The sequence below is a fragment of the Streptomyces sp. RG80 genome (assembly GCF_040446465.1).
Classification (GTDB): Bacteria; Actinomycetota; Actinomycetes; order Streptomycetales; family Streptomycetaceae; genus Streptomyces.
In genome coordinates this window covers 419,364-441,249 of the sequence record NZ_JBEAAJ010000002.1, presented here as the reverse complement: position 1 = coordinate 441,249, position 21,886 = coordinate 419,364, and the positions used below count along the sequence as shown (strand labels likewise).

Annotated in this window: 17 protein-coding genes and 2 pseudogenes; 13 read left to right on the top strand and 6 right to left on the bottom strand. The window is 71.6% G+C overall.

From position 1 onward, the window contains the following. Nucleotides 1-157 precede the first annotated feature (157 nt). On the top strand, nucleotides 158-4,039 hold the full coding sequence (locus ABKA17_RS08030) for a glycoside hydrolase family 2 TIM barrel-domain containing protein (RefSeq protein ID WP_353691191.1): 3,882 nt from the start codon (nucleotides 158-160) through the stop codon (nucleotides 4,037-4,039). On the opposite strand, the gene ABKA17_RS08025 is transcribed toward ABKA17_RS08030, so the two are convergent. Beyond that, a complete protein-coding gene (locus tag ABKA17_RS08025) occupies nucleotides 4,040-5,380 on the bottom strand; it encodes a diacylglycerol/lipid kinase family protein (RefSeq protein WP_353691190.1) in 1,341 nt (446 codons plus the stop codon). It abuts the gene before it with no gap. A gap of 189 nt (nucleotides 5,381-5,569) precedes the next feature. Here ABKA17_RS08025 and panD point away from each other — a divergent pair, with 189 nt between their 5' ends. Next, nucleotides 5,570-5,989 carry an aspartate 1-decarboxylase gene (gene panD, locus ABKA17_RS08020; protein WP_353691189.1) on the top strand — a complete coding sequence of 140 codons (420 nt, stop codon included), beginning with the start codon at nucleotides 5,570-5,572 and terminating at the stop codon, nucleotides 5,987-5,989. Between the two features lie 31 nt (nucleotides 5,990-6,020). Further along, nucleotides 6,021-6,365 (top strand): GNAT family N-acetyltransferase, encoded by a 345-nt coding sequence (locus tag ABKA17_RS08015; RefSeq protein WP_353691188.1) that lies wholly within the window; start codon nucleotides 6,021-6,023, stop codon nucleotides 6,363-6,365. A 350-nt stretch (nucleotides 6,366-6,715) separates the two neighbouring features. On the opposite strand, the gene gnd is transcribed toward ABKA17_RS08015, so the two are convergent. After that, nucleotides 6,716-8,155, bottom strand: a complete 1,440-nt coding sequence (gene gnd, locus ABKA17_RS08010) for an NADP-dependent phosphogluconate dehydrogenase (protein ID WP_353691187.1) — start codon at nucleotides 8,153-8,155, stop codon at nucleotides 6,716-6,718. Nucleotides 8,156-8,448: 293 nt separating this feature from the next. Here gnd and ABKA17_RS47925 point away from each other — a divergent pair. Together ABKA17_RS47925 and ABKA17_RS47920 are read left to right on the top strand one after the other, a co-directional pair. Continuing rightward, a pseudogene (locus ABKA17_RS47925) lies at nucleotides 8,449-9,097 on the top strand (transglycosylase family protein); the annotation flags it as partial. Nucleotides 9,098-9,201: 104 nt separating this feature from the next. After that, nucleotides 9,202-9,600, top strand: a pseudogene (locus tag ABKA17_RS47920) (M23 family metallopeptidase); the annotation flags it as partial. A 33-nt stretch (nucleotides 9,601-9,633) separates the two neighbouring features. Here ABKA17_RS47920 and ABKA17_RS08000 read toward each other — a convergent pair. Further along, nucleotides 9,634-10,791, bottom strand: coding sequence for a DMT family transporter (locus ABKA17_RS08000; RefSeq protein ID WP_353691185.1), 1,158 nt, complete (start codon nucleotides 10,789-10,791; stop codon nucleotides 9,634-9,636). 210 nt (nucleotides 10,792-11,001) lie between these two features. On the opposite strand from ABKA17_RS08000, the gene ABKA17_RS07995 reads away from it, so the two are divergent. The 5 genes from ABKA17_RS07995 to ABKA17_RS07975 all read left to right on the top strand — a co-directional run bounded on the left by ABKA17_RS07995 (nucleotide 11,002) and on the right by ABKA17_RS07975 (nucleotide 17,321). Then, nucleotides 11,002-11,757, top strand: a complete 756-nt coding sequence (locus tag ABKA17_RS07995; protein ID WP_353691184.1) for a (2Fe-2S)-binding protein — start codon at nucleotides 11,002-11,004, stop codon at nucleotides 11,755-11,757. Nucleotides 11,758-11,797: 40 nt separating this feature from the next. Further along, on the top strand, nucleotides 11,798-12,964 hold the full coding sequence (glgA, locus tag ABKA17_RS07990; RefSeq protein WP_353691183.1) for a glycogen synthase: 1,167 nt from the start codon (nucleotides 11,798-11,800) through the stop codon (nucleotides 12,962-12,964). Between the two features lie 48 nt (nucleotides 12,965-13,012). Beyond that, complete coding sequence (gene glgC / locus ABKA17_RS07985) at nucleotides 13,013-14,233, top strand: glucose-1-phosphate adenylyltransferase (protein ID WP_353691182.1); 1,221 nt, start codon at nucleotides 13,013-13,015, stop codon at nucleotides 14,231-14,233. A gap of 159 nt (nucleotides 14,234-14,392) precedes the next feature. Then, the gene (locus tag ABKA17_RS07980) at nucleotides 14,393-15,712 is read left to right on the top strand and encodes a wax ester/triacylglycerol synthase family O-acyltransferase (RefSeq protein ID WP_353691181.1); all 1,320 of its coding nucleotides are present in this window, start codon (nucleotides 14,393-14,395) and stop codon (nucleotides 15,710-15,712) included. A gap of 103 nt (nucleotides 15,713-15,815) precedes the next feature. Then, nucleotides 15,816-17,321, top strand: a complete 1,506-nt coding sequence (locus tag ABKA17_RS07975) for an SDR family NAD(P)-dependent oxidoreductase (RefSeq protein ID WP_353691180.1) — start codon at nucleotides 15,816-15,818, stop codon at nucleotides 17,319-17,321. A 175-nt stretch (nucleotides 17,322-17,496) separates the two neighbouring features. On the opposite strand, the gene ABKA17_RS07970 is transcribed toward ABKA17_RS07975, so the two are convergent. Both ABKA17_RS07970 and ABKA17_RS07965 read right to left on the bottom strand, forming a co-directional pair. Beyond that, nucleotides 17,497-18,303, bottom strand: coding sequence for an SDR family oxidoreductase (locus ABKA17_RS07970; RefSeq protein WP_353691179.1), 807 nt, complete (start codon nucleotides 18,301-18,303; stop codon nucleotides 17,497-17,499). Nucleotides 18,304-18,328: 25 nt separating this feature from the next. Beyond that, complete coding sequence (locus ABKA17_RS07965) at nucleotides 18,329-18,724, bottom strand: hypothetical protein (RefSeq protein WP_353691178.1); 396 nt, start codon at nucleotides 18,722-18,724, stop codon at nucleotides 18,329-18,331. A 464-nt stretch (nucleotides 18,725-19,188) separates the two neighbouring features. Between ABKA17_RS07965 and ABKA17_RS07960 the strand changes: the two genes are divergently transcribed. Genes ABKA17_RS07960 through ABKA17_RS07950 form a run of 3 tightly spaced genes read left to right on the top strand, consistent with a single transcriptional unit; the run spans nucleotide 19,189 to nucleotide 20,449 of the window. Next, entirely contained in the window at nucleotides 19,189-19,362 is a 174-nt protein-coding gene (locus ABKA17_RS07960) for a hypothetical protein (protein ID WP_107080540.1), read from the top strand. A gap of 46 nt (nucleotides 19,363-19,408) precedes the next feature. Next, nucleotides 19,409-19,891, top strand: a complete 483-nt coding sequence (locus ABKA17_RS07955; protein WP_353691177.1) for a GNAT family N-acetyltransferase — start codon at nucleotides 19,409-19,411, stop codon at nucleotides 19,889-19,891. Nucleotides 19,892-19,906: 15 nt separating this feature from the next. Continuing rightward, complete coding sequence (locus ABKA17_RS07950; protein WP_353691176.1) at nucleotides 19,907-20,449, top strand: SMI1/KNR4 family protein; 543 nt, start codon at nucleotides 19,907-19,909, stop codon at nucleotides 20,447-20,449. A gap of 6 nt (nucleotides 20,450-20,455) precedes the next feature. Here the strand turns inward: ABKA17_RS07950 and ABKA17_RS07945 are convergent, their stop codons facing one another. Then, a complete protein-coding gene (locus tag ABKA17_RS07945) occupies nucleotides 20,456-21,799 on the bottom strand; it encodes an amidase (protein ID WP_353691175.1) in 1,344 nt (447 codons plus the stop codon). Nucleotides 21,800-21,886 lie beyond the last annotated feature (87 nt).

The following is a 21,886-nucleotide window of genomic DNA, read 5'->3' as shown; positions in this document are numbered from 1 at the left end:
CGCGTCAACCCCGCAGGTTCACACAAAGAACGACAACAACATTGCTTCACTCGGGACGACAACCTAGTGTGCGTTCGGTTTCCCAACAGCACCGAACAGGATCTGACGCTCACTCAAGCAGTGCCCCCACACTGTCGTCCCGAGGAAGGTCACGGTCATGGCGCACTTCCCCGTCACTCCCGTCAGCCGCCGCCGTCTGCTGGAGGGAGGTGCCGCCGTCCTCGGCGCGCTCGCCCTGCCCGGCTCGATCACCCCGGCACGAGCCGCCGATCCGGGGGCGGCCACTCCCGAGTGGAACGGAAACATCGCCGTCTTCCGGCTGGGATCCGAGCCGCCGCACACCACCCTCATGCCGTACGCCGACACCGGACAGGCCCTGGCCGCCGACCGCACCCGCTCCCCGTACCGGCTGAGCCTGGACGGCAGATGGAGGTTCGCGTACGCCGACCGCCCCGACGACCGTGACCCGGACTTCTACCGCACCGACGTCGACGACAGCGACTGGGACACCATCCCCGTCCCCGCCGCCTGGCAGCTGCACGGCTACGACCGCCCCATCTACATCAACATCACCTACCCCTGGTGGGGCCCCAACGGCCTGGGCGAGGAGGCGCAGCCACCGGCCGCCCCCACCCGCCACAACCCCGTCGGCCAGTACCGCCGCACCTTCACGGTCCCGCGCGACTGGACGGGACGGCGGACCTTCCTGCACTTCGAGGGCGTCAAGTCCGCCCACTACGTGTGGATCAACGGCGAGTTGGTCGGCTACCACGAGGACTCCTACGACCCCGCCGAGTACGACATCACCGAGCACCTGAAGCCGGGCACCAACCAGATAGCCGTCGAGGTCTACCGCTACTCCGACGGAGACTGGCTGGAGGACCAGGACATGATCCGGCTGAGCGGCATCTTCCGCTCGGTCTACCTGTACTCCACCCCCGCCGTGCACCTGCGCGACTTCCGGCTCGACACCCCGCTGAGCGACGACTACAAGGCAGCCGCCCTGTCCGTCACCGCGAGCGTGCGGGACTACGGCGGGAAGGGTGCAGGGCGGTACTCCGTCGAGACCCAGCTCTACGACGCCGACGGACACCCGGTGTGGTCCCGGCCCCTCCAGCAGACCGTCGCGCTCGACGCCGGCGAGGAGACGACCGTACAGGCCGACAAGGCGGTTCCCCGGCCACGCCTCTGGTCGGCCGAACACCCCGACCTCTACACCGCGGTGCTCCGGCTGCGCGACCCCGCGGGCAGAGTCATCGAGACCCTCTCCCACCGGGTCGGCCTGCGCGAGTTCGCGCTCCGGGACGGCCTGATGCGCATCAACGGCCAACCGGTCTCCTTCCGGGGCACCAACCGCCACGAGATGCACCCGGTCCGCGGCTCGGCCCTCACCCGCGCGGACATGGTCGAGGACATCCGGATCATCAAACGCCTGAACATCAACAGCGTCCGCACCTCGCACTACCCCAACAACCCGCAGTGGCTCGAACTCGCCGACGAGTACGGCCTCTACCTCGTCGACGAGACCAACCTCGAGACCCACGGCATCCGCGGCGAGTATCCCGGCAACCACGCCGACTGGACCGCCGCCTGCGTGGACCGGGCCCGCAACATGGTCCACCGCGACAAGAACCACGCCTCGGTGGTCATCTGGTCGCTGGGCAACGAGGCGGGCGGCGGCAGCACCTTCAGCGCCATGTACGACTGGATCAAGTCCTACGACACCACCCGTGTCGTCCAGTACGAGGGCGACGACCGCCCGGGAATGAGCGACATCCGCTCCGAGATGTACGACAGCCCCTCCCGGGTCGAGGGCCGCGCGAAGGACACCGCCGACACCCGGCCGTACGTGATGATCGAGTACTCGCACGGCATGGGGAACTCCAACGGCAACTTCAAGAAGTACTGGGACCTCGTCCGCCGCTACGACGTCCTCCAGGGCGGCTGGATCTGGGACTTCGTCGACCAGGCCCTCGCCTGGCCCACCCCGACACGCAAACGGTTCACCGAGGCCGGGCCCGCCGCGCTGAAGGGCGAGATCCAGGCCGCCGGCGGCACCTTCACCCGCGCCGAGGGTGTCTTTGGCGGCACCGTCTTCGCCCGCGACCGGGGCCTCGACCTCACCGGCTCCCTCACCCTGGAGGCCTGGGTCACCCCGCACGTGACCGGCGGCCACCAGCCGATCATCGCCAAGGGCGACACCCAGTACGCCCTCAAACAGACCAACAAGGCCCTGGAGTTCTTCCTCTACGGCGGCGGCCAGTGGATCAGCGTCAGCTGGGCACTGCCCGAGGACTGGACCGGCCGCGAACACCACGTCGCGGGAGTCTTCGACGCCGACACGGGCACCCTGACCCTCCACGTCGACGGCGAGGCGCGCGCCACCCGCACCACCACCCGGCGCCCCGCGAACAACACCGCGTCCCTGGCCCTGGCCACCGACGTCGACAACCCCACCCGCGAGTTCAGCGGCACCATCCGGCGGGCCCGCGTGTACGCCCGCGCCCTGACCGCCGCCGAACTCGCCTCCGACGGCCGCGCCCCCGGCGACGACGGCGTGCGGTTCTGGTTCGACGCCGCCACCGTGGACCTCTCCGAGAAGCGGCCCCGCGACCGGACGTTCTACGCCTACGGCGGCGACTGGGCCGACAACCCCAACGACGGAGCCTTCTCCGGCGACGGCATCGTCACCGCCGACCGCGGCCTCACCGGCAAGTCCGCCGAGGTCAAGCAGATCTACCAGGCCGTCAACGCCACCTGGGCGGCCGGGACTTCAGGGGCTTCGAGGGCTGCGGGGACGGTGACCCTCACCAACGAGCACCTGTTCACCAACCTCCGCGAGTTCGACGGCGGTTGGCAGCTCGTCGCGGACGGCAAGGTCGTGCAGCGCGGCAAGCTCACCCGCGCGCAGCTGGACGTACCGCCCCTGTCGAGCAAGGACGTCACCGTGCCCTACAAGGTGCCGGGCACCCCGGCCCCGGGCGCCGAGTACTTCCTCCAACTCTCCTTCACCACCAGGGAATCCACGAAGTGGGCCAGGTCCGGCTTCGAGGTGGCCAAGCAGCAGCTCGCCGTCGACGCGGGCAGCCCGGCCGTGACCCCGGCACCGCTGGACGGTGTTCCGGCGCTCGCCTTCGTGGACGGCGAGGCGTCGGTGACCGTCACCGGCAAGAAGTTCTCCGTCACCGTCGACAAGAAGAGCGGTGTCATCACCTCCTACAAGGCCTCCGGCAGACAGCTGATCGCCTCCGGACCGGCGCCGAACTTCTGGCGGGCGCCCACCGACAACGACCGGGGCAACGGCCAGCACGTCCGCAACCAGACCTGGCGCGACGCCGGTGCCGACCGCCGGGTCACGAACGTCGCCGTACGCGCGCTGCGCGACCGGGCCGTCGAGATCAAGGTCAGCGGCACCCTGCCGACGACCACCGAGTCGACGTACACCACCACCTACACGGTCTTCGGCAACGCCGAGATCAAGGTCGACAACACCCTGCACCCGGGCGCCGCCTCGCTGCCGTACATCCCGGAGGTGGGCACCCTGCTGTTCCTGCCCGCCCGCCTGGAGAAGCTGCGCTACTACGGCCGGGGGCCCGAGGAGAACCACTGGGACCGCGACAACGCCACCGACGTGGGCCTGTACTCCGGCACCGTCACCGGCCAGCGGACCTCCTACCTTCGCCCGCAGGAGAGCGGCAACAAGACCGACGTCCGCTGGATCGCCCTCACCGGCGGCGACGGCTCCGGCCTGCTCGTCTCCGGCGAACCGCTCCTGGAGGTCAACGCCTCGCACTTCACCCCGGAGGACCTGTCGGTGGGGGTACGCCACGACTTCCAGCTGAACCCCCGCGACGAGGTCGTCCTCAGGCTGGCCCACCACCAGATGGGCGTCGGCGGCGACGACAGCTGGGGCGCCCACACCCACAACGAGTACAAGCTGTTCGCCGACCGCGACTACGCCTACACCTACCGGCTGCGGCCGCTGCCGGACGTGTCCGGGGCGATGGCTGCGGCGCGGCGGCCGACCGGCGTGGAGTGATCAGTGGCGGCGGGGGGCGGCGGTACGGCCGACCGTCGCCGCCAGCTTGCGCAACCGGCGCCAGTCCAGCCGGGGTTGCTGCCGGGCGAGCCCCGGGCGCTTGCGGGGGAGCCGGACCCGCAGCGCCGCCGGGGCGATCCGGCAGTGGACCGGCGAGGTCAGTACCAGGGCCTCGCCGTCCAGGCCGACCTCGACCTCGGTCCGGTCGGCCTCGACGACCACCTCCCGGGCGGTCAGCACGGTGAGACCGTCGGGCTCCGGGTCGAGCAGCAGCGCGGCGGCCTCCGCCGCGCTGTCCACCCGGAGCCCGAGAACGCCGAGAGCGCCGCTGTCGAGCCGGTCGCGCCTGCCGAACCCGAAGGGGTCGCCCGTCCGGTAGGGGTTGTTGCTCACCAGGACGGCCTGGGGGGAGTCCAGCGTGGTGTCGCCCGCGCGGGCGGTGAGCTTGGCCCCCTGCTGGCGGGTCAGCAGTTCCGGCAGCAGGTCCAGGCTGGTGCCGATCTTGTCGTCCCGGTAGGACGGGCTCTGCACGATCGCCGCGTACGCCCCGAAGGAGGCGTTGTTGACGAAGGGCCGGTCGCCCGCGAACCCGAGGTCGACCCGGAGTTCCACGCCGTCGGTGAGCGCGTCGAGACAGGCACCGGGGTCGTCGCGGTCCAGACCGAGGTCCAGGGCGAAGTGGTTGCGGGTACCGGCGCTGATGACCAGGAACGGCACATCGTGCTCGGCGGCCACGGCCGCGACCAGCGCCTGCGTCCCGTCGCCGCCCGCGGCACCGAGCAGATCCGCACCCTCCGCGACCGCGGCCCGGGCCAGCGCCGCGACGTCCTGCGGGTGGTCGGGGTCGAGCAGGACGACCCGGGCGCCGAGCCGCGCGGCCTTCTCCTCCAGCCCGAACCGGCCCACCTTGCCGCCGCCGGAACGCGGGTTCATGATCAGGAACGGCCGTCGCGGCGGCGGCGTACGGCGCTCCTTGACCCGCACCCGGTGCTCACCGGTACCGCGCAGCGCGTACCGTCCGCTCCACACGGCCACGCCCCACAGCGCCAGCGACACCGGCAGCGCCCAGAACAGGGTCGCCGCGAACAGGGCGACGAGGGCCGCGGGCACCGCCACGGCCAGCAGCGCGGCGGCCCACCTCAACGGCCCGCGCAGCGTCAGCGTCCACCACAACCCGGCCGCCGCCAACGCCAGTCCGACCGCCCCGCCCACCAGCAGCAGGACCCCGCCCACGCCGCCGTACCCGGCGGGCACCAGCACCGCGAGCCCGGCCGCGGCGAGCGCCACCCGGGCCGCCCACCGCTGCTCACGGTAGGCCCGACTGCTGACATCCATGGCCATGGCTCCTCCCGGTCCGACGGTCATCGTAGGGCGGTCCGGCTGTGGCGATGGTCACGACCGTCCCCCGAGCCCGTTGCGTAGGCTGACCCCAGCCGTCCCGCGGCCCGACGCGCTGCCGCTGTACGGTGTGGAAACAGCCCTTGACCTGCAAGAACGCAGGCAGGGAGCCTACTTTCAGGAGTTGCACCGATGCTGCGCACCATGTTCAAGTCCAAGATCCACCGAGCCACCGTCACCCAGGCCGACCTGCACTACGTGGGATCGGTGACCATCGACGCGGACCTCCTCGACGCCGCCGACCTGCTGCCCGGCGAGCTCGTCCACATCGTCGACATCACCAACGGCGCCCGCCTGGAGACCTACGTCATCGAGGGCGAGCGCGGCTCGGGCGTGATCGGCATCAACGGGGCCGCCGCCCATCTCGTCCACCCCGGCGATCTGGTGATCATCATCAGTTACGCTCAGGTGACCGACGCCGAGGCGCGGGCGCTGGAGCCGAGGGTCGTGCACGTGGACCGCGACAACCGGATCGTGGCCCTGGGGGCGGACCCGGCGGAGCCGGTGCCGGGCTCGGAACAGCAGCGCAGCCCGCAGGCCGTACCGGCCTGACCCAGAGACGGTTTCTTCCAGGAGCGTGCCCATGAGCGACATCGAGATCCGCGACGACCGGGCGGCCGGCCGCCTGGAAGCCCTCGGCGAGGGCGAAGTGGTCGGCCGTGTCGAGTACTTCGTCCTCGAATCGCCCGGGCGCGCCCTGGTCCCCGTCCACACGATCGTGGAACCCGCCCACGAGGGCCAGGGCATCGCGGGCTCCCTCGCCCGCGAGCTCTACGCCGTCGCCGAGCGCGAGGGCACCGTGGTCGCCCCCCTGTGCCCGTACGTCGTCAAGTGGGCCGAACGCCACCCCGAGCAGGCCCCACCGGCCGACCCCGAGCTGCTGCGCGCGGCGAAGGAGTGGCTGAAGGCGCATCCGGGCCGCTTCTGAGGGTAGGCGGGGCAGTAGTCCACAGAGCCGACGTCACCACTGGCCGGAGGACACCATGACCAACCCCTTCCCGGACCCCGTCCACCCGGGCCCCACCCCGGGCCCGACCCCGACCCCGGAACCCCCACAGCCCCCGACCCCTACCCCACCTCCGGGCCCGGGCCCCCAACCGATCCCCCCGGACCCGGAACCGATCCCGAACCCGGAACCGGGACCACCGCTCACGTAGCGACACGGGGTACGGCCGACACACCCAGGGGCGCGGGGCTGTATCGATTTGCGGCTCCGCCGCGCGGGCGCGACCAGCCCCGCGCCCCTGCACACGCGCTACGACCGCACCACCCGAGTCACTAGGCGTCGACCTCGGACCGATCCCCACCCCACAACGTGTGGAACGACCCCTCCCGGTCCACCCGCCGATACGTGTGCGCCCCGAAGAAGTCCCGCTGCCCCTGAGTAAGCGCCGCAGGCAACCGCTCGGAACGCAGCCCGTCGTAGTACGCCAGCGCCGCCGAGAACCCGGGCGTCGGCACCCCCTGCCGGGTCGCCGCGACGATCACCTCACGCCAGTCGTCCTGGGCGTCGGCGATCTCCCGCGCGAACGTCTCGTCGGAGAGCAGGCTCGGCAGATCGGCCCGCGCGTCGTACGCGGCCCGGATCCGGTCCAGGAACGCCGCACGGATGATGCAGCCGCCGCGCCAGATCGAGGACACCGCGCCGAGGTCGATGTCCCAGTCGTACTCGTCGCGCGCGGCCGCGATCTCGTGGAAGCCCTGCGTGTACGACACGATCTTCGAGGCGTACAGCGCCTGCTCGACCCGGTCGGCGAACGCCCCCGCCTCCGCCTCGCTCAGCGCGGTCGCCTTCGGCCCGGCCAGCCCGCGGGACGCGGCCCGCAGGTCCGCGTGCCCGGACAGGGAGCGGGCGAAGACCGCCTCGGCGATGCCGGACACCGGGACGCCCAGGTCGAGGGCGATCTGCACGGTCCAGCGGCCCGTGCCCTTCTGCTCGGCCTGGTCCACGACCACGTCCACGAAGGGCTTGCCGGTCGCCGCGTCCACGTGGGAGAGCACCTCGGCGGTGATCTCGATCAGGTAGGAGTCGAGGCGGCCGGTGTTCCAGGTCCGGAAGATCTCCGCGATCTGCGCGGGCGAGTACCCGGCGACATCGCGGAGCAGCTGGTAGGCCTCGCCGATCAGCTGCATGTCGGCGTACTCGATGCCGTTGTGCACCATCTTCACGAAGTGCCCGGCGCCGTCGGCACCGACGTGCGTGACACAGGGCGCCCCGTCGGCCGCCTTCGCCGAGATCTTCTCCAGCATGGGGCCGAGCGATTCGTACGACTCGGGGGACCCGCCGGGCATGATGCTCGGTCCGTTGAGCGCGCCCTCCTCGCCGCCGGAGATGCCGGTGCCCACGAAGTGGATGCCCTGCTCGCGCAGTTCGCGCTCACGGCGCCGGGTGTCGGCGAAGTGCGCGTTGCCACCGTCGATGATCATGTCGCCGGGCTCCAGGAGCGGGGCGAACTCCTGGATCACCGCGTCGGTCGGGTCACCGGCCTTCACCATGATCACCAGGCGGCGCGGCCGCTCCAGCGCCGCCACGAACTCCTTGGCGGTCTCGGCCGCGACGAAGTCGCCCTCGCCGCCGAACTCCTCGACCAGGGCGCGCGTACGGGACGCCGTCCGGTTGTGCACCGCGACCGTGTATCCGTTGCGGGCGAAGTTCCGCGCGAGGTTGCTGCCCATGACCGCGAGGCCCGTGACGCCGATCTGCGCTGAAGTGCTCATTCGGTTGGCTCCTAGAGGATCCGTTATCGGTGGTGCCGTTCGTGCCAGCCAGTATCGCCCCAACGACCATCCTGACTTGCCGGTACGTCGGGCGCATGTCCGGCCCTGTGACGTTCCGTAGCCAGATACGTGCGACAGGCCCCACCCGCCTCAACCGTGGTGCGGCACAGGCCGATTCCCGGTCGGCCGGCGGCCAGCGCGGCCGATTGCCGTCTTGTCATGGCCTGTTCGGGGCGCTTACTTTTGGCCCTCCTGACGTATGCACGTATGCACGTAGGTCGAGGGGGAGCTCCATGGCCGTACGCGGCCGGCACCGCCGGTATCAGCCGAACAGGATCAACCGCGCCTCACTCACCGTCACGGCGGGCGGCGCCGGAATGGCGATCCCGCTGATCGGCGCCGGTACGGCCCAGGCGGCCGACGTGGACACCTGGAACAAGGTCGCCGCCTGCGAGTCGACCAACAACTGGAGCATCAACACCGGCAACGGGTACTACGGCGGGCTCCAGTTCGCCCAGTCCACCTGGGAGGCGTTCGGCGGTACGCGGTACGCGCCGCGGGCAGATCTGGCCACCAAGGACCAGCAGATCGCGGTGGCGGAGAAGGTGCTGGACGGACAGGGGCCGAAAGCCTGGCCGGTGTGCTCGGTCGAGGCCGGCCTCACCCGCGGCGGCGACACCCCGGACATCCACCCCGCGGGGTCCGCCAAGAGCTCGGTGGCGGACGTACAGCCGCAGACCACGCCCCAGTCCCGGGCCGGGACGGCCGAGATGTACACCGTGGTCCACGGCGACAGCCTCTCCGGCATCGCCGACCGGGAGAAGGTGAAGGGCGGCTGGCAGCGGCTCTACGCCGCCAACCGCAAGACCATCGGCGCCGATCCGGACCTCATCCTGCCGGGGCAGCGGCTCAGTCTGCGCGGCAAGGCGGCGACGACCACCACCCAGACCTCGACCGGCCAGACCTCGACGGACCAGTCGTCGACCGGCTCCAAGTCGTCCCGGGAGAACAAGACTTCGGACGACACCGACCAGAGCAGCGGCTCCCTCGTCGCGCCGGTCGCCGCCCCCACCGGAACGCCGTACCACAAGGCGGGTTCCTCCTGGTCGAAGGGCTACCACACCGGTGTGGACTTCGCCGTCCCGACCGGCACCACGGTGAAGGCGGTCGCGGCGGGGCGGGTGGTCAGCTCGGGGTGGGCCGGTTCGTTCGGGTACCAGGTGGTGATCCGGCACGCGGACGGCCGCTACAGCCAGTACGCGCATCTGTCGGCGATCTCCGTCAAGAGCGGTCAGGGCGTGGGTGCCGGTCAGCGCATCGGCCGCTCCGGGTCCACGGGCAACAGCACGGGCCCGCATCTGCACTTCGAAGTGCGGACGGGGCCCGGCTTCGGCACCGACGTCGATCCGGTCGCGTATCTGCGAGCGGGCGGCGTCAGGCTCTGAGGTCTCGGTCTCGGAGGGCGTGATCGCGCGCGGTCAGGATTTCACTCGCGTGCGATGACGGTCGAGGACCGGCATCGGGACGTACGACGCGCCGTAGAGCGGGCCGTACAGGTACACCGGGGAGTCGGCGGGGAGCTGCGGTGCGGCGTCCTGGGCCGACTCCGGTGCCGGGATCAGGACCTCCTCCCGGACCGCCGACTGCTCGGGCAGGGCCGCGAGCAGCTCCTCGGCGGTGGCGGTCTCGGCCAGGCCGGCCAGCAGCTTCTCGGCGGTCACCGTGGTGGCAGCGTCGGCCGGGGTGGCGGGCTTCGGCACCGTCGGTGCCGCTGCGGGCTCGGGCAGGGGCTGCGGCTGCGGCTCCGTGCGGGCCAGCCGCTCCGTCGTCAGCAGGATCAGACCGCCCGTCGCCACCACACCGCAGCCCAGCGCGAGCAGGGTGCCGGTGGTGCCGTAGCGGAAGCTCTCGCCGAACATCGTGATGCCGACCGCGGCCGCGGCGACCGGGTTGACGACGGTCAGGGTGGCCAGCGGGGCCGCGAGACCGGCGCCTCGGTAGGAGGCCTGCGAGAGCAGCACACCGGCCGTGGCCAGCACGCCGATCACGGCGAGGGAGGGCACGTCCGCCGCGCTCACGCCGCCCGTCCAGTCGACCGCGACGGTCTTGGTGAAGACCGAGGACATACCGAAGGCGATACCGGACGCGGTGGCGAGCAGGATGCTGCGCACCGCCGGGTGCCGGTGGGCAGCCCGGCCCGCGATCATCAGCGCCACGACTGCGAGCGCGGTGGCCGTCGCGACGGCCACCCGCTGGGTGGTGTCCAGCGACTGCGCGTCGGACGCGCCGACCAGGGAGAGCAGACCGGCCAGACCCACGGTCGCCATGATCGCGCCGCGCCAGGCCGTCGCCCCCGCCTTGCGGCGGACGAACAGCGCCGCCATCGGCAGGGCGAAGACGATCGTCAGTGCGCCCAGCGGCTGCACCAGGCTCAGCGGGCCGTACGCCAGCGCCACCACGTGCAGCAGCCCGCCCAGGCCGTTCAGCGCGACCGCCGCCCACCAGCTCGCCCGCCGGAACGGCGCGAACTGCTGCTCGGGGGAGGACACCGCGACCTGCTCCTGGACGATCGCCCCACCGGCGTACGCGACGGCGGAAACGAGCGACAGGACCACGGACAACGCGAGGGCGCTCATGAGCTGCTCCTCTGCGTGAGGCAGGGGCTGATGCCCCGGCGCGGCGAACGGTCGGCTTCCATGTGCAACACGATGCCGCGAAAAGCCATTCCCGTCGTCGTACCTGAGCAGGCAATGGGTCCTACTGCCGATGGAGTACTACGGAGGGTGGGTCCTCCCCAAGGTGGGTGACACCACGCAGAGCCCTTCTGAGGGCAACCCCTAGGGGCCTTGGTACTACTGCTCCTCGTGGACCTCGACGCCGATCTCGCCGCGCTCCGCCCGCTCGGCGGCTTCTTTCTCCTACGTACGGGCGCAGCACCGCGTTCAAGCCTGCCCACTCTCGCTCAGGTGTACGACATCGAGAAAAAGGATGTTTACGGAAATTCTATTACTTTCCGTGTTCAAAAGACCCGGGATGCTCTGCGCGCCCCCGAGCCACGCATCGCCGCCTCCGTAGCCCAGCAGGGACTCGCGGCCCGTCTGTGGTCGGCCGCGCTCGGCTGCGCGGTCCTGTACGGCCGGATCCCCGACCTGGACGCCCGGTTGGTGCGCTGGGACGCCGACGGCAGTGCCCCGGACGACCTGTGGCTCACCGAGGTCCGTCCGCTGCCGGGCGACGCGGCGACCCTCGCCGAGGCCGTGCTGGAGGGCCACCTCGAACCGCTGGCGGCGGCCCTGCGCACCCGGTACCGGGTCGCGACGGGCCTGCTGCGCGGCAACGCGGCCTCCGCGCTGGCCGGCGCCGCCCGGCAGCTGGAGGGCTGGGCCCGCGCCCACGGCCGCAGCGACGCCGCCGCCCGCACCCGCGCCCTGACCGCCGAGCTCTTCACCCACCCCCTGCTCACCGGCACCGGAACCCTCACCGGCACCGCCTTCCGGCGCCGCAGCTGCTGCCTCTACTACCGGGTCCCCGGCGGGGGTGTGTGCGGCGACTGTTGCTTCGCACGACCCCCGCGGTCTTCCCCGGGCGCCGCATCTGGGTGACCATGAAGGACAACCAGCCGCTGAGAACAGGGGGTTCCGGGTGCGAGTGGGACTGCTGACCCGGGAGTACCCGCCGGACGTGTACGGCGGCGCGGGCGTCCATGTCGAGTTCCTCGCCCGGGAGTTGAGCTCCCTGGTCGACCTCGACGTGCACTGCTGGGGCGAGGCCTCCATGAAGGAACGCGCCTCGGGTGTCGTACGCCATCGCCCCTGGCCCGCGCTCGACACCGCCAACGACGCGCTGCGCACCTTCTCCGTGGACCTCGCGATGACCGCCGGCCTCGAAGGCCGCGAACTCGTGCACTCCCACACCTGGTACGCCAATCTCGCCGGCCACCTAGGCAAGCTGCTGTACGGCATCCCGCACGTGATGACCGCGCACTCCCTGGAGCCGCTGCGCCCCTGGAAGGCCGAGCAACTCGGCGGCGGATACGCCCTGTCGAGCTGGGCCGAGCGCACCGCGATCGAGTCCGCCGACGCGGTGATCGCCGTCTCCGGCGCCATGCGCGAGGACATCCTCGGCTGCTACCCGGCCCTGGACCCGGCCCGGGTGCACGTCGTGCACAACGGCATCGACACCACGCTCTACCGGCCCGACCACGGCACCGAGGCCCTCACCCGCATCGGCCTCGACCCGGACCGCCCCTTCGTGCTCTTCGTCGGCCGCATCACCCGCCAGAAGGGCGTGCCCCATCTGCTGCGCGCGGTACGGGACATCGACCCGGCCGCGCAGGTCGTGCTGTGCGCCGGAGCGCCGGACACCCCGGAGATCGACCGCGAGTTCCGCGAACTGTTCCAGGAGCTGAGCGGCGTCCGCGAGGGCGTGCACTGGATCCCGCAGATGCTGCCGCGCCCCGATGTGATCCAACTCCTCACCCACGCCGCCGTGTTCGTCTGCCCTTCGGTGTACGAACCCCTCGGCATCGTCAATCTGGAGGCCATGGCGTGCGGAACTCCCGTCGTCGCCTCCCGGGTCGGCGGCATCCCCGAGGTCGTCGACGACGGCAAGACCGGTCTGCTGGTCCCGGTGGACGACGACTTCGAGCCCGCGCTGGCACGCGCGCTGGACTCCGTCCTCGCTGATCCGGAGGGCGCCCGGCGGATGGGCGAGGCCGGCCGGGAGCGCGCGGTGGGGGAGTTCGGCTGGGACGCGGTGGCACGCCGGACCGTGCGGCTCTACGAGGAGATCCTCAAACAGGCGTACTAAGGCCCGGTCGAGGGCAGGCATGGGTCAACCAGGGTGAGGGGAGCGGCCATGCGTCGTGGCGGACCTTCGGTGCTCGGAATCGTTTTGGCGGGCGGAGAAGGCAAACGCCTGATGCCCCTGACCGCGGACCGCGCGAAACCAGCGGTCACCTTCGGAGGAACGTATCGCCTTGTCGACTTCGTCCTGTCCAACCTCGTCAACGGCGACATCCTGCGCATCTGCGTCCTGACGCAGTACAAGTCGCACTCGCTGGACCGGCACATCACCACCACCTGGCGGATGTCGAGTCTGCTGGGCAACTACGTCACCCCGGTACCGGCCCAGCAGCGGCTCGGCCCGCGCTGGTACCTGGGCAGCGCCGACGCGATCCTTCAGTCGCTCAACCTCGTCCACGACGAACGGCCCGAGTACGTGGTGGTGTTCGGCGCCGACCACGTGTACCGCATGGACCCGCGGCAGATGCTCGCGCAGCACATCGAGAGCGGCGCGGGTGTGACCGTGGCCGGGATCCGTGTCCCGCGCTCGGAGTCCTCGTCGTTCGGGGTGATCACGCCGGGTTCGGACGGGCTGACGGTGGACCGCTTCCTGGAGAAGCCCGCCGACCCGCCCGGCCTCGTGGACGACCCGGAGTGCGTGTTCGCCTCGATGGGCAACTACGTCTTCACCACCAAGGCGCTGATAGAGGCGCTCCAGCGGGACGCCGAGGACGAGAGCTCCGTGCACGACATGGGCGGCTCGATCCTGCCCCAGCTGACCGGCCGGGGCGAGGCCCAGCTGTACGACTTCAGCGCCAACCACGTGCCCGGCGAGACCGCGGGGGACCGGGGCTACTGGCGGGATGTCGGGACCCTCGACGCGTACTACGACGCCCATATGGACCTCATCGCCGAGCGCCCCGCGTTCAACCTCTACAACCGGCAGTGGCCCATCTACACCCACTCCGGCCAGCTCTCCCCGGCCCGGTTCAACGCGGGCGGCATCGCCAGCGAGTCGATCATCAGTGCGGGCTGCCTCATCCGGGGGCAGGTCACCCGGTCGGTGCTGTCGCCGGGCGTCCGGGTGGACCCGGGGGCGGTGGTGCAGGGTTCCGTGCTGCACGACAACGTCAGAATCGGGCGGGGCGCGGTGGTGCGCGGGGCCGTGCTCGACAAGAACGTCGAGGTACCGCCGGGCGCGACGATCGGGGTGAACCCGGACCGGGACGGCGAGCTCTACACGGTCTCCAAGGGCGGGGTGATCGCGCTCGGGAAGGGCCAGCAGGTGTCCTGAGTCACATCGAAGATCACCGAACGGCACCCCTGTGACTTCTGGGGTGCCCATGGCTGGACTTAATCTGCTGTTAACTGTGCGTAGCTTGATCGTACTTGACCGTAATCACGTGCGGGCGATTGACTGCTTGCTCACCCGTCGTCGACGCGAGGCAAGCCATTGACTTCTGACCTGCTCGCACCTCTCGACCTGGCGTTCTGGAACATCGAGTCCGCGGCACACCCCATGCACCTGGGCGCCCTCGGCGTCTTCTCGGCCCACTCGCCCGCGGCGGGCGCCCACGCGGCCGACCTGCTCGCGGCGCGGGCGGCGGCGGTGCCGGGGCTGCGGATGCGGATCCGGGACGTCTGGCAGCCGCTGGCCTTCGGGGGTGCGACCCGCGAGTCCGCCTCCGACTTCGACCCCCTGGACCACGTCCGGCTGCACGCGCCCACCGCCGACTTCCACGCGGTGGCCGGCCGGCTCATGGAACGGCCCCTGGAGCGCGACCGGCCACCGTGGGAGGCCCATGTACTGCCGGGGGAGGACGGCTTCTCCTTCGCCGTGCTCTTCAAGTTCCACCACGCCCTGGCCGACGGCCTGCGGGCGCTGACCCTCGCGGCCGCGATCCTCGACCCGATGGACCTGCCGGAGCGCCGGCCCCGTCCCGAGCAGCCGGCGAAGGGCTTCTTCCCGGACGTGCGCAAACTGCCGGACCTCGTCAGGGGCACCGTCTCCGACGTGGGCCGCGCCCTCGACATCGGCGCCTCCGTCGCCCTGTCCACCCTCGGGGTGCGCTCGTCCTCCGCACTGACCGCCGAACCGAGCGGCACCCGCCGTACCGCCGGGGTCGTCGTCGACCTCGACGACGTGCACCGGGTGCGCAAGGCCCAGGGCGGCACCGTCAACGACGTCCTGATCGCGGTCGTCGCCGGCGCCCTGCGGCGTTGGCTGGACGAGCGGGGCGACGGCAGCGAGGGCGTCGCGCCCCGCGCCCTCATCCCCGTGTCCAGGCGCCGCCCGCGCACGGCGCACCCCCAGGGCAACCGGCTCTCCGGCTACCTGATGAGGCTCCCGGTAAACGACCCCGACCCGCTGGCCCGCCTCGACACGGTCCGCACGGCCATGGACCGCAACAAGGACGCGGGGCCCAACCGGGGCGCGGGCGCGGTCGCCCTGCTCGCCGACCACGTCCCCGCGCTGGGCCACCGGCTCGGCGGACCGCTGGTGAGCCAGGCGGCCCGGCTCTGGTTCGACATCCTCGTCACCAGCGTGCCCCTGCCCAGCCTCGGCCTGAAGCTCGGCGGCAACCCGGTCGTGGAGGTCTTCCCCTTCGCCCCGCTGGCCCGCGGCCAGTCCCTCGCCGTGGCCGTCTCGACCTACCGCGGGCAGGTCCACTACGGCCTCGTCGCCGACGCCGAGGCCGTCCCGGACCTCGATGTCCTGGCCAGGGCGATCACCGAGGAGGTGGAGACCCTCATCACCGCCTGCGAGGCTTGACCGTTCCCGTTTTTGGAGGACCGGCCCGGCGCTCCGTAGAATTCACCGTTCGAAAGCGGTCGCGGTCGGAGCGCCGCACGGTGAGCAGGGATACGGCAGCGCGATGACGGTGACAGAGGACGGCTCGGCGATCACGGACGAGGCCGTCGACGAGGTCGTGTACGGGCCCGGCATCGACCCCGAGCGGCTGGCCGTCTGCCTCGGCGTGCTCGACGAGCTCGACAAGCTGGAGGTCGACCACCCCGACGCGATCGCCGTGCGCCGGGCCACCGCCGGCATCTACCGCACCGTCAAGCAGCGCCGCCGTCAGGAGCGCCGGGCCGCCAAGACCGCCCACGACAAGGCGGTCACCGAGGCCACGGCCACCGGCTCCGCCCAGCGCATCGACGACGAGACCGAGGGCATCCTGCCGTCCTCGATCACCGAGGAGGGCCGGATCGCGGGGATACTCCAGCGCCCCCGCTCCTGCTACACCTGCAAGGCCCGGTACGTGGAAGTCGACTACTTCTACCACCAGCTCTGTCCGGACTGCGCCACCCTGAACCGGGACAAGCGCGACGTCCGCGCCGACCTCTCCGGCAAGCGCGCCCTGCTCACCGGCGGCCGTGCCAAGATCGGCATGTACATCGCGCTCCGGCTGCTGCGCGACGGCGCGCACACCACGATCACCACGCGCTTCCCCAAGGACGCCATCCGCCGCTTCAAGGCGATGGACGACTCCGGGGACTGGATGCACCGCCTGGAGGTCGTCGGCATCGACCTGCGCGACCCGGCCCAGGCCGTGGCCCTCGCCGACCAGGTCGCCGAGGCGGGCCCCCTCGACATCCTGATCAACAACGCCACGCAGACCGTCCGCCGGCTGCCCTCCGCCTACGCCGCGCTGGTCGAGGGCGAGAGCGCCCCGCTGCCCGCCGGTGAGCTGCCCGCCCACCACGTGATCGGCGCCTTCGGCTCCGGCGCCGTGGACGGCCTGGCCGCGCTGCCCGTCGGGATCTCCGGTCTCGACGCCCAGCAGGTCGCCGACCTCGCCCTGGTCGCCGGCAACGCCAGCGTCGCCAAGCACCTCGACGGCACCGCCATCGACGCCGGCGGCCTCGTCCCGGACGTCGTCGACACCAACACCTGGGTGCAGACCATCGAGCAGATCTCCCCGGTGGAGCTCCTCGAGACCCAGCTGTGCAACTACACGGCGCCCTTCATCCTCATCAGCAAGCTCCGCCCGGCCATGGCCGAAGCGGCGAGGAAGGCGGCCAGCGGGCGCGCGTACGTCGTCAACGTCTCGGCGATGGAAGGCGTCTTCGGCCGCGGCTACAAGGGCGCGGGCCACCCGAACACCAACGCCGCCAAGGCCGCGATGAACATGGTCACCCGGACCAGCGCCCAGGAGATGTTCCAGAACGACGGCATCCTCATGACCTCCGTCGACACCGGCTGGATCACCGACGAACGCCCCCACTACGACAAGCTCCGCCTGGCCGAGGAGGGCTTCCACGCCCCCCTCGACCTGGTCGACGGCGCGGCCCGCGTCTACGACCCGGTCGTGCGCGGCGAGGCGGGCGAGGACCTGTACGGCGTCTTCATGAAGGACTACGCGCCCGGCAAGTGGTAGGCCCTTATTCGCTCGCGGGTTCGGCTACCGGCGTTCTACCGTGACGGTGGAGCGCCGGTGTGCCCGGTGCGATGGTCACGCGTTCTTCCTGGTTCGATCCCAGCAGGCCCGTCCGCGGGCCTGTCGCCCGGTCGGAGGGCACCCGCGTAACCGCCTTGATCTCGGGCACGCGCACTCAGCCCACTCCCGGCGCCCGCGACCGCAGCCGCTCGTGCACCGCGTACGTCCCCGAGGAATACGCGGCCCGCACCCGCGTCCCCCCGTCCACCAGCAGGTCAGCGCCGGTCACCCACTCCGCCGCGTCCGAGGCCAGCCATACGACGGCCCGCGCCACGTCCTCCGGCTCCCCGATCCGCCCGAGCGGCAGCCCCGCGGCGAGCTCCTCCTCACCCGGCTCCCACACGAAACGGGCCATCTCGGTCCGTACGAGGCCGGGGGAGACGGAGTTGACCCGGACCCGCGGGGCCAGCTCACCCGCGAGCTGCTGAGTGAGGTGGAGCAGGGCCGCCTTGCTGGTCCCATAGGCGCCTACCCGCGGTCCCACATGTCCCGCGCCCTCCGTGCAGATGTTGACGACCGCACCGCCGTGCTCCCGCATCCACGCCCGCCACGCGCCCTGCACCAGCCGCAGCGGCGCCTCCACATTGACGACGAACGCTTCCCGCCACGCCTGCGGATCGACGTCCATGAGCGGGCCGTACGGCTGGTTGGTAGCCGCGTTGTTGACGACGACGTCGACCCGGCCGAACTCGCGCAGGGCGAGCCGGACGACCTCGTCCGGATGCGCCGGATCCGCAACGTCCCCCGCCACACCGAGGCCACCGAGTTCTTCGGCGACCCGCCGTACCTCCCCGGCGTCCCGCGCGGTCACGCACACCAGCGCGCCCGCCGACGCCAGTTGCCCGGCGATCGCCCGCCCGATGCCACGCGTGCCGCCGGTGACGATCGCGGCCCTGCCCTGAAGTCCGTACGGCGCCGTCATCGGCGTACCGTCTCATGACGGACCGTCAGTCGACAGCCCCGAGACGGGAGTTCCGGGCCGCCACCAGTTCCAGGACGGTGCGCCAGTCCTCCAGGACCCCGGCGTCGAAGCCCGCGGTCCGGCTCTCCTCGTCAGCCAGCCGCAGGCGCAGCAGATCGTCGTCGCCGGCGGGGCCGTGGCGGCGTACGAGGTGATAGACCCGCTCGCCCAGCAGGGGCCGTACGGCCTCGGCCGCGCGCCGGGCCCGCAGGGTCTCGTCGCCCGGGCACAGCAACTGCCCGATGCCGTGCACCAGCCCCGCCACCTGGAGCTCCTTGTCGGCGGGGCGGCCGCGGCGCAGCAGCGCGGCGGTCCGCAGCGCGTGCTGATGCCCACAGGCGTACAGCAGATCCATCAGCTCTTCGACACTGCGCAGCTCCATGCGTCAGTCCTCCCGCCGGGCAAGCCGTTCCCGTCCGTCAGCAGATCATGGCCGCCTTGCGATTCGGCCAACGGGACTTGAACTGCGCTGTCGGGGCCCTCGAAGGCGCGAGCGTCGATGTAGGCCGATCGGGTGATGTCTCGATGGGGCATCAGATGACAAAACTGCACATAGCGGGACCGAGTACACGCAGGGGACTTGGCAAAGTTACTTCATGTTTTCAGCCCCATCGAGCGGGCCTGCGCTCATTTGGTTAATCTGTAGCGGACGGACAGCAGTACGGGGTCCCACCCACACCCACCGTCCGTCCTGGGGCAAGCCGATCACCACGGCCTGTTCCGACATGAGTGACCGGCGCCACCGCGTCCGAGCTGTTCTCGACTCACACCCGAGCGGGCGTCCGGCGACAGATCGCACACTGATCGGTATGCCCCGAGGGTGACCCGACACATAAGGAGTGCGCGGTGACACCGGAGAAGACGAATCGCGATCAACGGCCCAAGGAACGCCCCGAGCGCGCGGGCCGCCGGCCCGGACAGCTCGGCAGCCTCGACGTGTGGGCGCGGTCCGCCCCCATCCGTCTCGCGGGATACGAGGACGACCTGGCCGAGCCCCACATCCTGCCCAGCGTGGACTGAGCCCCGTCGCGATCGCCGTCAGCATGGGCGTGCCAGACTCACGCCCATGCTGATCAGAGAAGCCGCGGCCGAGGACTGGCCGCGGATCTGGCCTTTCTGGCACCGGATCGTCGCCGCGGGCGAGACCTATGCCTGGGACCCGGACACCTCCGAGGAGGCGGCCCGGGCGCTGTGGATGAACCCGGCCAAGCGGGTGTACGTCGTCGAGGACGAGACCGGCGCCGTCGTCGCCTCCGCCTACACCACCCCCAACTACGGCGGTCCCGCCGCCCGCATCGCGAACGCGGGCTTCATGGTCGACCCCGACCACGCGGGCCGCGGCATCGGCCGCGCCCTCGCCGAGCACATCCTGACCGCCGCGAAGGCGGACGGTTATCGCGGCATGGTCTTCAACGCCGTCGTCGAGACCAACCCGGCCGTCGCCCTGTGGACCTCCCTCGGCTTCACGGTGCTGGGCACGGTGCCGGACGCGTTCGAGCATCCGCGGCAGGGGCTGGTGGGGCTGCACGTCATGTACAGGGCGCTGTAGGTGGTGACACCGCCTTTGAGCGAGGTCGAGGTGGCTGCGGCCGAGCGGGAGTTGGGGGTCTCCTTTCCAGCCGAGTACCGCGCGTATCTGCTGGAGGTGAGCGCGGGCGGGGCTGTATCCCGGCTGGCACGGACGGAGCGGGGCTGGTGGTGGGAGAACAACTCCCGTATCGAGCGGGCGTTGCTCGCCACCCCCTTTCCGCACCCCGACTCCTACGCCGCGGAGGACGAGGAACTCGGCGACCGTGAGCCGTGCGCCGAGGACTTCGCCGACGACGAGGCCTATCAGGCCGCCTGGCGGGCCTGGGACGACGAGTGCGGCGTGTTCGAGGACCGCAAGACCGCCGGCGCGATCGTCGTCCAGGAGCACGGCTGTGGCTTCGCCACGCTCCTGGCGCTGACCGGCCCGCTCGCCGGCACCGTGTGGTGGGACGGGCGGGCCACCTGCGATCTGATCGTGCCGCTCTCCCTCGATCACCTGCGTGGCGCCCGCCCCGTCACCTTCGGCGAGTGGCTCGGCCGCAGTTCCTGGGACCTCCTGCCGCCCGGCTGGGGCTGACCCGGTTCAGTCCAGCGGAGCCGTCCGCTCCCACGGGTGCAGCTTCTCCAACTGCTCCGCCACCTCCAGCAGTACCGCCTCCGAGCCTGGCCGCCCCACCAGTTGTACGGCGGTGGGGGCGCCGGAGGGGAGCTTGCCGAAGGGGACGGACATCGCGGGCCAGCCGGTGAGGTTCCAGGGCGGGGTGAGGGGCGAGTAGTTGGTGTTGGCGAGGACGTTGCGGAGCCAGCCCCGCTCGTGCCAGGGGACCGATTGGGGGGAGCGGCGGGCCAGGGCCGGGGTGAGCAGGACGTCGTACTCCTCGAAGAACGGCTCCAGACGGCGGCGCAGGTCGTCGCGGCTCGTGCCGGTGCGCACCCCCTTCACGAAGCGGCGGCCCACGGCCGCGTGGACCCGGGTGCGGCGCGTCAGCTGCCGTGGGTCCAGGCCCTGGGCGTCCTCCGAGGTGCCCGCGGTCCAGTGGGCGAGCGAGGTGAGGCTCAGCGACATCGGGTAGGACGGGTCGGCGCGGCGGACCTGGTGGCCCGCCTTCATCAGGACCTCCGCGGCCTCCCGGGCGGCGCTCGTGTACGGCTTGGTGACGGCGATGCCGGCGAGCGGGCTGCGCAGCGAGAGCGCGACCGTGCGCATCGCGGCGACGGACGGGGGCGCCGGCTCCGTGTCCGCCAGGATGTCGAGCATCAGACGGGCGTCCTCGACGGTCGTGGCCAGGGGCCCGTTCTCGGACATGCCGAACCAGTCGCCGTCGCTGACGCCCGCCGGGACCACGCCGTGCCCCGGCTTGATGGTGACGAGGCCGCAGTTGGCAGCGGGGATGCGCAAGGAGCCCATGCCGTCGTTGCCGAGGGCGAGAGGGACCAGGCCCGCGGCCACGGCGGCCGCGCTGCCGCCGGAGGAGCCGCCCGCGGTGCGCGTGAGGTCCCACGGGTTGCGGGCGGTGCCGTGCACGCCCTCGGTCGTGCCGAAGACGCACAGCTCCGGCACGTTCGTCAGACCCACGACCACCGCACCCGCCGCCCGCAGCCGGGCCACCGTGACATGGTCCTCGGTGGAGAGGGTGTCCGGCGTGGCGGCGGAGCCGATGCGCTTGGACTCCCCGCGCACGGCGAGGTTGTCCTTGACGGCGATCGGCACGCCCGCGAGCGGCAACTCGGACAGGTCGCCGCGACCGCCCACCTCGTCCGCCTCGGCGAGCGCCGCCTCGGTCCGTACCGTCCGGAAGGCGCCGACCCGGCCGTCGAGCCGCTCGATCCGGGCGAGGTGCTCGGCCACCACTTCACGGGGCGTGGCCCGCTTCTCCCGCACGGCGGCGGCGATCTCGGCGGCGGTCCGGCCGATCCAGCTGGTCACGGGTGCTCCTCGGGGGTACTGGCGAGTACGTAGGGAGAACTGTGCCTCTGCTCGGGCGTCACGTCGAGAGGGGGGCGGGCCTTCGCG